Source organism: Modestobacter sp. L9-4 (assembly GCF_019112525.1).
Classification (GTDB): domain Bacteria; phylum Actinomycetota; class Actinomycetes; order Mycobacteriales; family Geodermatophilaceae; genus Modestobacter.
In genome coordinates this window covers 2,657,842-2,670,003 of the sequence record NZ_CP077800.1, presented here as the reverse complement: position 1 = coordinate 2,670,003, position 12,162 = coordinate 2,657,842, and the positions used below count along the sequence as shown (strand labels likewise).

General features: G+C 73.9%; 10 protein-coding genes. 6 read left to right on the top strand and 4 right to left on the bottom strand.

Annotated elements, in window-relative coordinates; genetic code table 11:
- Positions 1–51 precede the first annotated feature (51 nt).
- The 5 genes from KUM42_RS12555 to KUM42_RS12535 all read left to right on the top strand — a co-directional run bounded on the left by KUM42_RS12555 (position 52) and on the right by KUM42_RS12535 (position 5,227).
- The gene (locus KUM42_RS12555) at positions 52–1,038 is read left to right on the top strand and encodes a carbohydrate ABC transporter permease (RefSeq protein ID WP_237492744.1); all 987 of its coding nucleotides are present in this window, start codon (positions 52–54) and stop codon (positions 1,036–1,038) included.
- A gap of 9 nt (positions 1,039–1,047) precedes the next feature.
- A complete protein-coding gene (locus tag KUM42_RS12550) occupies positions 1,048–1,950 on the top strand; it encodes a carbohydrate ABC transporter permease (RefSeq protein WP_237492742.1) in 903 nt (300 codons plus the stop codon).
- 183 nt (positions 1,951–2,133) lie between these two features.
- Positions 2,134–3,537: a GH1 family beta-glucosidase gene (locus tag KUM42_RS12545; RefSeq protein WP_237492740.1), complete on the top strand. Its 1,404-nt coding sequence runs from the start codon at positions 2,134–2,136 to the stop codon at positions 3,535–3,537.
- Positions 3,534–4,244 carry an SDR family oxidoreductase gene (locus KUM42_RS12540; protein ID WP_237492738.1) on the top strand — a complete coding sequence of 237 codons (711 nt, stop codon included), beginning with the start codon at positions 3,534–3,536 and terminating at the stop codon, positions 4,242–4,244. Before KUM42_RS12545 ends, KUM42_RS12540 begins: the two co-directional genes overlap by 4 nt.
- A 2-nt stretch (positions 4,245–4,246) precedes the next feature.
- Entirely contained in the window at positions 4,247–5,227 is a 981-nt protein-coding gene (locus KUM42_RS12535; RefSeq protein WP_237492736.1) for a glycoside hydrolase family 88 protein, read from the top strand.
- Positions 5,228–5,309: 82 nt separating this feature from the next.
- Here KUM42_RS12535 and KUM42_RS12530 read toward each other — a convergent pair whose 3' ends face one another.
- Both KUM42_RS12530 and KUM42_RS12525 read right to left on the bottom strand, forming a co-directional pair.
- Positions 5,310–6,686: a glycoside hydrolase family 6 protein gene (locus KUM42_RS12530; RefSeq protein ID WP_237492735.1), complete on the bottom strand. Its 1,377-nt coding sequence runs from the start codon at positions 6,684–6,686 to the stop codon at positions 5,310–5,312.
- Positions 6,687–6,890: 204 nt separating this feature from the next.
- The gene (locus tag KUM42_RS12525; protein ID WP_237492732.1) at positions 6,891–8,915 is read right to left on the bottom strand and encodes a TPM domain-containing protein; all 2,025 of its coding nucleotides are present in this window, start codon (positions 8,913–8,915) and stop codon (positions 6,891–6,893) included.
- 137 nt (positions 8,916–9,052) lie between these two features.
- Here KUM42_RS12525 and KUM42_RS12520 point away from each other — a divergent pair, with 137 nt between their 5' ends.
- A complete protein-coding gene (locus KUM42_RS12520) occupies positions 9,053–9,409 on the top strand; it encodes a Rieske (2Fe-2S) protein (protein ID WP_237492730.1) in 357 nt (118 codons plus the stop codon).
- Positions 9,410–9,448: 39 nt separating this feature from the next.
- Here KUM42_RS12520 and KUM42_RS12515 read toward each other — a convergent pair whose 3' ends face one another.
- Positions 9,449–11,137 (bottom strand): ABC transporter ATP-binding protein, encoded by a 1,689-nt coding sequence (locus tag KUM42_RS12515; RefSeq protein WP_237492728.1) that lies wholly within the window; start codon positions 11,135–11,137, stop codon positions 9,449–9,451.
- Positions 11,134–12,162, bottom strand: a complete 1,029-nt coding sequence (locus KUM42_RS12510; protein WP_237492726.1) for an ABC transporter permease — start codon at positions 12,160–12,162, stop codon at positions 11,134–11,136. The genes KUM42_RS12515 and KUM42_RS12510 overlap by 4 nt, the downstream gene beginning before the upstream one ends.

Below are 12,162 nucleotides of genomic sequence, written 5' to 3'. Positions count from 1 at the left end.
TCCCGGGGGAGATCCCCGGCCCGCCCGTCCCCGACGACCTCGAGGCCCCGCATGACCATCGCGAGCCAGACTCCCCGGCAGGCGCTGCACGGCGCCACCACCGCCGCACCACCGACCGCTCCGCGGCCCCCGGCCCGTCGCCGGACGTCGCTCACCCGCAACCGCTGGGGCTACGCCTACGTGGCCCCCTTCTTCCTGCTCTTCGCCGCGTTCAGCCTCTACCCGTTCCTGTACACGGCGTGGATCTCGCTGCACAAGACGAGCCTGTCGAACATCGGCGGCGGCACCTGGGTGGGCCTGGACAACTACCGGGCCCTGCTGCAGAGCGAGTTCTTCTGGAACGCCGCCCGCAACACCCTGACCATCGGCATCCTGGCCACGGTCCCGCAGCTGTGCATGGCCCTGGGGCTGGCGCACCTGCTCAACTACAAGATCCGCAACCGCACCTTCTTCCGCACCGTGATGCTGATGCCGTACGCGACCAGCATCGCCGCCGCCACCCTCGTGTTCGCCCAGCTGTTCGGCCGTGACTACGGCCTGATCAACACGCTGCTGGAGGCCGTCGGCCTCGAGCGGATCGACTGGGAGGCCGGCACGCTGAGCAGCCAGGTCGCCATCGCCGCGATCGTCACCTGGCGCTGGACCGGGTACAACGCACTGATCTACCTCGCGGCCATGCAGTCGATCCCCGGCGAGCTCTACGAGGCCGCGGAGATCGACGGCGCCAACCGCTGGAAGCAGTTCCTGCACGTCACGATCCCGTCGCTGCGCCCGACGATCCTGTTCACCGTCGTCGTCTCCACCATCGGGGCGGTGCAGCTCTTCGGCGAGCCGCTGCTGTTCGCCGGCAACGGCACGACCTCAGGCGGCTCCTCGGGGCAGTACCAGACGCTCGGCCTGCTGATGTACCAGCAGGGCTGGAGCAACTTCCACATCGGTCAGGCGGCCACCACCGCCTGGGCCATGTTCATGATCATCCTGGTGATCGTGGGGATCAACGCGGTCATCAGCCGCCTCCGCACCCGGGCCGAGCGGTAGGAGCCGGACATGACCATCGCCCTCCCTGGCACCCAGACCACCTCCGTCCAGCCGGTCGACCGGCCGGTCACCCGCAAGGGCGGCAAGGGCACGCGGGCCGGCAAGGCCGGCCCGGTGACCTACACGCTGCTGACCCTCACCGCGCTGGTGTCGATCTTCCCGCTGTACTGGACGCTCGTCGCCGGCTCGCACACCAACGCCGACATCGCGGCCACCCCGCCGCCGTTCCTGCCCAACGCCAGCCTGTTCACCAACTTCAAGGCGGCGCTGGAGCAGGCGCCGATCGGCAAGGCGATCCTGAACTCGGTCCTGGTCTCCGGCGCCATCACCGTGGGCACCGTCTTCTTCTGCACCCTGGCCGGGTTCGCGTTCGCCAAGCTGGCGTTCAAGGGCCGCGGCCTGCTGCTGGCGCTGGTGATCGGCACGATGATGGTGCCGACCCAGCTCTCGGTGATCCCGCTGTTCATGATGATCGCGGACCTGCAGTGGGTGAACCAGCTGCAGGCGGTCATCTTCCCGACGCTGGTCAGCGCCTTCGGCGTCTTCTTCATGCGCCAGTACCTGATCTCCTCGCTGCCCAACGAGCTGCTGGAGGCCGGCCGGGTCGACGGTGCGTCGACCTTCCGCATCTTCTGGTCGATCGTCGTCCCGGTGGCCCGTCCGGCGATGGCCGTGCTGGCGATGCTGACGTTCCTCACCGCGTGGAACGAGTTCTTCTGGCCGCTGATCGCGCTCACCAACGCCAACCCGACGGTGCAGGTCGCGCTGGCCGGGCTGGGCTCGGGCTACGTGCCGCAGCAGTCGGTGATCATGGCCGGCACGCTGCTGGGCACCCTGCCGGTGCTCATCGTCTTCACGATCCTCGGCAAGCAGATCGTCGGCGGCATCATGCAGGGAGCGGTGAAGGGCTGACACCGCGCAGGCCCGCCCTGCCGCGTCCCGTCGGCCACGAACTGTGGGACGGCGCGCGGCAGGGCAGTCTGCTGGTGTCCGGTCCGCAGCCCCCGCCGCGCACCGACCACCACACCCCCACGACTCCGGCACGGCCACCCACGGCGTGCCGCCCCACCGACCCACCAGCGAGGAGCACCACCCATGACCTCCACCCACGTGCGCTCCGCGCCCTCCCGGCTCGTCCTCCCGCCCGGCTTCGAGTTCGGCGCCGCCACCGCCGCCTACCAGATCGAGGGCGCCTTCGACGTCGACGGCCGCGGCCCGTCGATCTGGGACACCTACAGCCACACCCCGGGCAAGACGTTCAACGGCGACACCGGTGACGTCGCGGTCGAGCACTACACCCGCTACCCCCAGGACGTCGCCCTGATGAAGGACCTGGGGCTGGACACCTACCGGTTCTCCGTCTCCTGGCCGCGCATCCTCCCCGCCGGCAAGGGCGCGGTCGAGCAGCGCGGGCTGGACTTCTACCGCCGGCTGGTCGACACGATCCTGGAGGCCGGCATCGCGCCGTGGCTGACGCTGTACCACTGGGACCTCCCCCAGGCCCTCGAGGACGAGGACGGCTGGGCCAACCGGGACACGGCCAAGCACTTCGCCGACTACGCCGGGATCGTCTACGACGCCCTCGGCGATCGCGTGCCGCACTGGTCGACGCTGAACGAGCCGATGTGCAGCTCGCTGCTGGGCTACAACGCCGACGCGCACGCCCCCGGCCGCACCGACCCCGCCGCGGCCGCCAAGGCCGTGCACCACCTGCTGCTCGGCCACGGCCTGGCCACCCAGGCGCTGCGTGCCAAGGGTGCCGACCACCTGGGCATCACGCTGAACTTCACCCCGATGTACGCCGCCAGCGACTCCGAGGTCGACGTCGACGCCGCCCGCCGCCAGGACGGGCAGATGAACCGCATGTTCATCACCCCGATCGTCACCGGCGAGTACCCGGCCGACGTCGTCGAGGACCTGGCGAGGGTCGGCGCGCCGCTGCCGGTCCAGGACGGCGACCTCGAGGTCATCGCCACGCCGATCGACTGGCTGGGGATCAACTACTACTACGCCGCGGTCGTCAGCGGTGGGCACGAGCCGCAGCTCCCCACCACCTTCATCGGTTGCGAGGACGTGCGCGAGGAGGCGCAGGACGGCCCGACCACCACCATGGGCTGGAGCCTGAACCCCGACAGCTTCACCGAGCTGCTCGGCCGGATCACCGAGATCGCGCCGGGCCTGCCGCTCTACATCACCGAGAACGGCTCGGCCTGGCCGGACGAGGTCGCCGAGGACGGCGTGGTGCACGACCAGCAGCGGGTCGACTACCTGCACAGCCACCTCGCGGCGATGGCCACCGCGATCGAGGCCGGCGCCGACGTCCGCGGCTACTTCGCCTGGTCGCTGCTGGACAACTACGAGTGGGCCCGCGGCTACGCGCAGCGCTTCGGCATCGTGCACGTGGACTACGACACCCAGGTCCGCACGCCCAAGGACAGCGCGCACGCCTACGCCGAGGTCATCGGTGCGCACAAGCGCCAGCACGAGGCCGGCGCGTGACCGACGTCGACCTGACCGGCCGCCGGGTCCTGCTCACCGGCGCCTCCCGGGGCGTCGGGCGGGCGGTGGCCCGGCGGCTGGTCGCCGCCGGCGCCGACGTCCTGGGCACCGCCCGGGACGCGGCGCTGCTGGACGAGGTGGCCGCGGAGGTCAGCGGCCCGGGCACCTTCGCCCCGGTCGTGGCCGACCTGACCGACCCGGCGACCCCCGCACTGCTGGCCGCGGAGGTCGCGCGGCGGTGGGGCGCCCTCGACGTCCTGTTCAGCAACGCCGGGGTGATGCTGTCCCACGCCGAGCGGTTCGAGGACGAGCCGGCCGGCACGCTGGAGGCCACGCTCGAGGTCAACCTGCTCGCGCCGCACCGGCTGGTGATCGCGCTGCTGCCGGCGCTGCGGGCGGGCACCGAGCCGCGGGTCGTGCACGTCGGCTCCGGTGCCGGCACGATCGACGGGGCCTCCGAGCCGGGCATCGCCAGCTACCGGGTGAGCAAGTACGCGCTCAACGGGCTGATCCTGGTGCAGGCCGCGCAGTTGCGCGGCGAGATCGCGGTCAACGGGCTCGACCCGGGCTGGGTCAAGACCGCCCTCGGCGGCGACGAGGCCCCGGGCACCGTCGAGGAGAGCGCGGCCGGCGCCATGGCCCTGCTCGCCGAGCCGGCCACGGTGACCGGCCGGTTCTTCAAGGACGGCGCCGAGATCCCGTTCTGACCGTGGCACCGAGCACACAGCACCCGCTGCTGGACGACGACGTCCGGCGGCGGGTGCTGTCGTGTCTGCTGGTCGTGCAGCGGCACTCCTGGGACCAGGGGGTGACCGCCGCCGCGCTGGAGGACGCGGGCGAGGCGGCCCTGCTGCGCGTGCTGGCCGACGACGCCGTGGCGCGGCAGCTGCCCGACGGCCGGCTGGCCGAGCTGGACCCGGCGTGCGCGGTGAACAGCGGGGCGGTCGGCGACCTCGTGGCGCTGCTGGCCGCCCGCACCGGCGACGCGGGGCTCTCTGCGGCCGCCCGGCGCCAGCGCGACTGGCTGCTGGCCGGTGCGCCGCGCGCCGACGACGGCACCCTGTTCCACCTGACCAGCTCCCGACAGGTGTGGGCCGACACCGTGTTCATGGTCCTGCCGTTCCTGGCCCGGGCCGGGGAGCCGGCCGCGGCACTGGCCCAGTTCCGCGGGCACCGGGCGCGGCTGCGCGACCCGGCCACCGGGCTGTGGGCCGCCCGCTGGGACGAGGACGCCGGGGCGCCGGCCGACCCGCGCGCCTGGGGCACCGGCAACGGCTGGGTGGCGGCCGGGGCGGCCCGGGCGGTGCACCTGCTGCCCGCCGCCGCCGGTGCCGAGCTGGCCGCGGAGGTGCGTGCACTGCTTGCCGCCTGCCGCCCGCTGCGCCGTCCCGACGGGCGCTTCGGCGACGTGCTCGACGACCCCGCCGGCCCTGCGGACACGAACGTGGCCGCCATGCTCGGCTACGCCGCGCTCACCGGTGCCGCCGAGGGGTGGCTGCCCCCGGCGGACGGCGCGCTCGGCGAGTCGCTCCTCGGATCGGTCGCCGACCGGGTGGACGCCCTGGGCCGGGTCACCGGCGCCAGTGCCGCACCGCACTTCGACCGCCCCGGCCACTCCCCCGAGGCCCAGGCGTTCCTGCTGCTGGCCGACTCCGCCGCCCGGCGATGGCGAACGACCCGGGCCGGCTGAGCGAGCGCAGAACGCACCGGGACAGAACGCACCGGGGCGCCGCGTCGGGTTCGACGCGGCGCCCCGGCTCAGGACAGCGTGCTCAGCGCAGGCGCGGCTCCGAGAGCCACGCGAGCTCGAGCGCCTGCTGCGGGAACCAGGCACCGGCGGCCGGGTCGGTGATGCCGCCCCACTCCGGGTCGGTGGTGCTGCCGGCGATGCCGCGGTTGCAGGAGCCGTCGGACTGCCCCGGGGTCTTCACCCAGAGGTAGGCGTCCAGCAGCGGGAAGGCCTTGTCGGGCTGAGCCTGCGGGGTGTCGCCCAGGCCGCGGCCGGGCGGGTTGCACCAGGTCTGCGGGTCCGGGTACGAGGTGCCCGCAGCCGGGGCCCAGGGGCCCTGGCCGTTGCGGCTGGTGTCGAGCACGAAGTGCTCGGTCGGCTTCACGGTGCCCAGCGCGGCGGCGTAGCGGGAGTTCACCCCGGCGGTGTTGGCCGTCGGGTCGGTGGCGGTGTCGCTCCACTCCTTCATCGGGTCCAGGGCCACACCGGTGAAGTCGTTCGCCGGGCCGCCGCTCCAGTACTGGTCACCACAGCTGCCGTAGTCGCCGGGCTTGACGACGGTGGCGTAGGTGATGCACTCGGAGATCCAGGTGCCGTACTGCTTCAGGTTGGCCGTGTACTGGTAGTTCGAGGTGTTCAGCGCCAGGCCCTGGAACTGCTGCACCTGCGCGCGGACGAGCCGCTCGGAGATCTTGCCGACGTTCTGCCAGCCGCTGTGGCCGGAGTCGAGGTAGACCAGGGCCTTGGGGTTGGCCCGCTCGATGGCCTGGCTGACGTAGGTGATGTCGGCGATGCGGCCCTCGTCGGTGGGCGCCTTGCCCGCGGGGTAGGTGCCGGGCGCGCAGTCGCTGGGCATGAGGGCCAGGCCGTCGGGCTCGATGACGACCGTCACCGTGTCGCCCTTGGCGATGCCGAGTGCCACGCCGTCGGCCCACGCGCGGTAGGCGGCGTCGTCGGCCGCACCGCCCGAGGAGTACTGCGAGCAGTCGCGGCCGGGCACGTTGTAGACGACCACCGTCGGGACGGTGTTCTGCGCCTTGGCCATCAGCACCGCGCGCTGCGCCTCCGACCGCACCTCGGCCGGCGTGCCCTTGGTGAGCCACACCGCCTGCGGGGTGTTCACCTCGGCCTCGACGAGCCCGGCCTCGGCGTAGTGCTTGAGCCGCCGCGCCTCGGTGATCTGCCGGCGTGCGCCCAGGTCGGACTCGGGGGTGAAGAACCGGGTGTCGGCCGGGAGGACCGCCGCACCAGGGGCGGTCAGCGCCGGCGGCTGGACGACCGGCGCGGGGGCGGCAGCCGGGGTGGTCGCGGGCGTGGGGGTGGCCGAGGCAGGGCTGATCAGCGCCACCCCGCCGGCGGCGACGGCCGCGGAGAGGGCCAGCAGGGTCGCGCGCCTGCGGGGCCGGGAGTTCGAGAACATCGTCGTCCTGTCGTCGGTGGGCCCACGGAGCCTCGTCGCTCCGGTGGAAGCGCTCCCACACCGCCCGTGCGGCGGCCCCGGAGATGAGCGGGGGGTTGTGGTCGCAGTCACAGCTTCACCCGAAAGTGGGGTTTCGGCAACAGCCGGTCCACAACTGGTGCCCAGGACCGGCTCCTGAGCGGGGCGCCGACGCCGGCCCGTGGCTCAGAAGCGGCCGCCACCGCTGGAGCCACCGAAGCTGCCACCGCCGAACGACCCGCCGCCGCCCCCGCCGCCACCTCCGCCGCCGAAGCCCCCGCCGAACCCGCCACCGAGGCCACCGCCCCCGCGGCCGCCGCCTGCACCGCCGAGCAGGATGCCGCCCAGCACCAGGCTGCCGACGTCGATGCCGCCGCCGCGCCGGGGCCCGCCGTAACCGCCGCCGTAGCCACCGCCGTACCCGCCGCCACCGAAGCCGCCGGACGACCACTGGTCGACGTCCTGCTGGGCCTCCTGCAGCGCCGCCTGGGCGAGCTGGTCGGCCTGCTGGGCCTCGCGCAGGGCGCCCAGCGGGTCGTCGCCGGCCAGGTACCCGGCCTGGTCGAGGTGGCGCTGGGCCTCGGCCAGCCGGGTGCGTGCGGCGGCCCCCACGGCGCCGCGGCGGGTGGCGATGAAGTCGCCGGCGGCCGCGATGCCGGAACGGGCGGAGAGCACCGTCTGCTCCAGCGCCGCGGTCGCCCGCCGGGCCTGCGCCTGCGCGTCCCGGGCCGGCTGCAGTGCCGCGTCGAGCCGCTGGTCGGCGTCGTCCAGCCGGCGCAGCACGGCGAGGGGGTCGGGCAGCTCGCCGCCCGCGGGCCGGAGCGCCGGCTCGACCTCGGCCACCGCGCGCTCGGCCTGGGCGATGAGCGGGGTCAGCCCGGTCCGGTCGCCGTCGGTGACGAGCGAACGGGCCTCGGCGAGGTCCCGCTCGGTCTCCGCCTGCACGGCGGCGATCCGCGCTCCGGCACCGTCGAGGTCGGCACCGAGCCGGCCGACGGCGTCCAGCATGGTCGCGCTCTGCGTGGCGGCGTCCTCGGCGGCGCGCAGCGGGCCGACCGCTGCCCCGGCCCGGCCCCCGGTCACCGCGGTCCGGGCCTCGGCCAAGGCCGCCTCCGCAGCGGTGAGCCGTGCTGCGGCCTCGTCGACGTTCGCCGCGACCGGTCGCAGGGCGGCTGCGGCGTAGCGGCCGGCGAGCTCCTGCAGCTGCTGCCGGACCTGCGGCAGCCGGGCCTGCAGGGCGGCGATCCGCGGGCCGAGCGCCTCGACGGCCTGCGGTGCGTTGTGCTCCAGGTCGCGGAGCTGACCGAAGGCCGCGGCCTGCTCGTCCAGCCGCTGGTCGGCCGAGCCGGTCAGCCGGACGATCTCGGCGAGCATCCGCCGGGTGGTCGGCTCGTCCTCGGGGACCTCGTCGTCGAGCTGCTGGCGGAGCGTGAACGCCTGCCCCAGCTCCTGCTTCGCCTGGGCCAGCGCCTCGGTGAAGCCCGCGACCGACTGCTCGCCGTAGGTCAGCCGGGCGTAGTCGAGGTCCAACTGCGAGGTCTGCACCGCCTCGTCGACGGCGAGCAGCGTGCCGCTGGCCCGGAACTGCAGCTGCTCGGTGGTCTCGTCGGGGAACGGGTCGGCCGCCCGGGCCTCGGCGACGCGCTGCGCCTCGGCCTGCCTGCGCCGCTGCCGGCTGCGCACGAGTGCGTACCCGCCGCCGCCCACCACGGCCACGCCGGCCAGGACGCCCAGCGCCGCGCCACCCCCGGACCCGCCCTGCAGGCCGTCGGACAGCGCGACGACGGCGCCGGCCCAGTCGCCGGCCGAGAGCATCGGCTCGACGTCGCGGTCCAGGACCCCGGTGATGTCGGACTCCGACGGGCCCACGGTCTCGCCGCGCCAGTAGCCGTACGCGCGCTGGTCGGTGGCCACCGCGAGCAGCAGGTCGTTGCCGCCCATCCCCGACTCCCGGGCGGTCTGCTCCGCCCACTGCGGGCCGGAGAGGTCGTCGAAGGTGGACACGAAGGCGACGAAGAGCTGGACGTCCTCCCCGGAGCGGAGCTCGTCGATCGCCTGCTGCGCGCGGGCCTGGTCGCCGCCGAGCGCACCGACCTGGTCGGTGACCTGACCGGGCAGCGAGAACGGCTCCACCGCGGCCGCCGGACCGGCCGTCAGCAGCAGCGAGGCCAGCACGGCGGGGACGGCGAGCAGTCGGGCGAGGCGGGGCATGGGGTCATCGTTCCCGATCCGCCGTCCGGGGGCGCGATCATGACCGGCGGCCGACTTCTGTTGTCCACGACCGATCGGGGTCTGGCGGCGCCGCGGCGGGGTAGGAGCGGAGCCCCGACCCACACCTGGAGGCACCCGTGCCCAAGACCCACCGCGTCCCCGCCACCGAGCTGCCCCCCGGCGCGGTGCGCCCGGCCGGCCCGTGGGCGGTGGCCAACGCCGACGGCCGGCTCGCCGCCGTGTCCCGCCGGTGCCGGCACCAGCTGGCCGACCTGTCGGCGGGCAGCGTGGACGCCGACGGCTGCTTGGTCTGCCCGTGGCACCAGGCCCGCTACGACCTGCACACCGGCGAGATGGTGTCCGGGTCGCGCGGGTTCCTCGGCTACCACGGCCCGACGCCGGGCTACTCGGGCCTGGTCAAGCGGCTCGGGCAGGTGGTGCGGCTGCGGGTGCGCCGCGCGCGCCGCGAGGGGCCCGACGTCGTCGTCGGGTGACGGGACGGGGTCCCCTCCCGCAGGAGGGGGCCCCGCCGGTCAGCCCTGCGCGGTGAGCGCGTTCCAGGTGGTGCGGCGACGGGCCTGCTCGTCGGGGTCGGGCACCGGCAACGAGGCGAGCAGCCGCTGCGTGTACGGGTGCTGCGGCGCGCCGAGCACCTCGGCACCCGTGCCCTCCTCGACCAGCTGTCCGCGGTAGAGGACGGCGATCCGGTCGGCGAGCAGGTCGACCACGGCGAGGTCGTGGCTGATGAACAGCGCCGCGAACCCCAGGTCGCGCTGCAACTCGTCGAACAGCTCCAGCACCCGGGCCTGCACCGAGACGTCGAGGGCCGAGGTCGGCTCGTCGGCGATCAGCAGTTCCGGCTGCAGCGCCAGCGCGCGGGCCAGGCTGGCCCGCTGGCGCTGCCCACCGGAGAGCTCGTGCGGGAACCGGTCGCCGAACGCGCGCGGGAGCTGCACGGCCTCCAGCAGCTCGTCGACCCGCGGGCGGGCGTCGCGGGCGTCACCTGCCCGCTTGTGCACCACCAGTGGCTCGGCGACCGCGTCGGCGATGGTGAGCAGCGGGTTGAAGCTGGACGCGGGGTCCTGGAACACGAACCCGATCCGCTCGCGGACGGGGCGGAACGTGCGCTCCTTGAACCCGTTCATCTCCGCGCCCAGCACCTGCAGCGAGCCGCCGGTGACCTTGGTCAGGCCGGCCATGGCGCGGCCGATGGTGGTCTTCCCGCTGCCGCTCTCGCCGACCAGGCCGAGCACCTCACCGGGCCGGATGCTGAAGCTGACGCCGTCCACCGCGGTGAAGTCCGGACGCCGGAACCGGCCCGGGTAGACGATCTTCAGGTCGCGCGCCTCGACCACGGGTGCGGCCTCGGCCCAGCCCGGCGCCCGGCGCGCGGCACGCTGCCGGGTGAGCTCGACGCCCTGACCCAGCCGCGGGACGGCGGCCAGCAGCCGCTGCGTGTAGGGGTCCTTCGGCGCACTGAACAGCGTGCGGACGTCGGCCTGCTCGACGATCTCCCCCTGGTACATGACCGCCACCCGGTCGGCGAGGTCGGCGACGACGCCCATGTTGTGCGTGATCAGCACGATCGCGGCGCCGAAGTCGTCGCGGCAGCGGCGCAGCAGCTCGAGGATCTCGGCCTGGACCGTGACGTCGAGGGCGGTGGTGGGCTCGTCGGCGATGATCACGCCGGGGTCGAGCACCAGCGCCTGGGCGATGACGATGCGCTGCTTCTGCCCGCCGGAGAACTGGTGCGGGTAGTGGTCGATGCGCTCCTCGGGGTTGGGGATGCCGACCCGGCGCAGCACGTCGATCGCCTTGGTCCGCGCCTCCTTCTTGCTGAGCTTCCCGTGCGCGCGGAGCCCCTCGATGATCTGCCAGCCCACGGGGTAGACCGGGTTCAGCGAGGTCGAGGGCTCCTGGAACACCATCGCGGCGTCCTCACCGCGCACCTCCCGCAGCTTCGCGCCCCGCAGCGGGACGACGTCCTGCGAGCTGGCGCCGTCCTTGCTGGACAGCACCACCGCACCGCGGACGCGCGCGGTCTCGGGGAGCAGCCCGAGGATGCTGCGCGCGGTGACGGTCTTGCCGCTGCCGCTCTCCCCCACGATGGCCAGCACCTCGCCGGACTGCACCTGCAGGGTGACGCCGGTGACGGCGTCCACCGTGCCGGAGTCGGTGGCGAAGGAGATCCTCAGGTCGGCGATGTCGACGACGGTGCTCACTGGAGCTGTCCTTCCGTGGCGACGACGGCGCCGCCGGGCTCGACGATGCCGGCCGGCGGGGGTGTGGTGTCGGCGGCCTTGCGGCGGCTGCGCAGCCGGGGGTCGGCGAGGTCGTTGAGGCTCTCGCCGACCAGGGTCAGGCCGAGCACGGTGAGCACGATCGCCGCACCGGGGAACATCGAGGTCCACCAGATGCCGCTGGTGACGTCGGACAGCGACCGGTTGAGGTCGAAGCCCCACTCGGCGGCCTTGGTCGGCTCGATGCCGAACCCGAGGAAGCCCAGCCCGGCGAGGGTGAGGATCGCCTCGGAGGCGTTGAGGGTGAGGATCAGCGGCAGCGTGCGGGTGGCGTTGCGCAGCACGTGCCGGGTCATGATCCGCCAGTTGCTGGCACCGATGACCCGGGCGGACTCGACGAACGCCTCGGACTTGACCCGCACCGTCTCGGCCCGCACGACCCGGAAGTACTGCGGGATGAACACCACGGTGATCGAGATGGCCGCGGCGAGGATGCCGCCCCACAGGCTGGACTGCCCCTTGCTGATCACGATGGCCACGACGATGGCGAGCAGCAGGGTCGGGAAGGCGTAGACGGCGTCGGCGATGACCACCAGCACGCGGTCCAGCCAGCCACCGAAGTAGCCGGACACCAGCCCGAGCAGCACGCCCAGGACGATCGAGAGCAGCACCGCCACGACGATGACGTAGAGGGCGGTGCGCGAGCCCCAGATCACCCGGGACAGCACGTCGTAACCGCCCACGGTGGTGCCGAGCAGGTGGTCACCCGAGGGGGCGGTCTGGGCGCCGAACGGGCCGTCGGCGTCGCGCAGCTGGCCGTACTCGTAGGGCGCGAGCAGCGGCGCGAACACCGCGGTGAACACGAAGACGCCCATCAGCACCAGGCCGGCGACGAGCATGCCGCGCTGCAGGCCCACGCTCTGCCGGAGCTGGCTGACGACGGGCAGCTGGCGCCAGGTGCGGCGGCGTCCGGCCCGGTGGGTGGTGGGGTTGGTGGCGGTGGCCAT

Excerpts from the sequence above, each read along its gene's own strand:
- KUM42_RS12555 (WP_237492744.1), top strand. The coding sequence starts at position 52 with ATGACCATCGCGAGCCAGACTCCCCGGCAGGCGCTGCACGGCGCCACC.
- KUM42_RS12550 (WP_237492742.1), top strand. The coding sequence starts at position 1,048 with ATGACCATCGCCCTCCCTGGCACCCAGACCACCTCCGTCCAGCCGGTC.
- KUM42_RS12545 (WP_237492740.1), top strand. The coding sequence starts at position 2,134 with ATGACCTCCACCCACGTGCGCTCCGCGCCCTCCCGGCTCGTCCTCCCG.
- KUM42_RS12530 (WP_237492735.1), bottom strand. The coding sequence starts at position 6,686 with ATGTTCTCGAACTCCCGGCCCCGCAGGCGCGCGACCCTGCTGGCCCTC.
- KUM42_RS12525 (WP_237492732.1), bottom strand. The coding sequence starts at position 8,915 with ATGCCCCGCCTCGCCCGACTGCTCGCCGTCCCCGCCGTGCTGGCCTCG.
- KUM42_RS12510 (WP_237492726.1), bottom strand. The coding sequence starts at position 12,162 with ATGGCCACCGCCACCAACCCCACCACCCACCGGGCCGGACGCCGCCGC.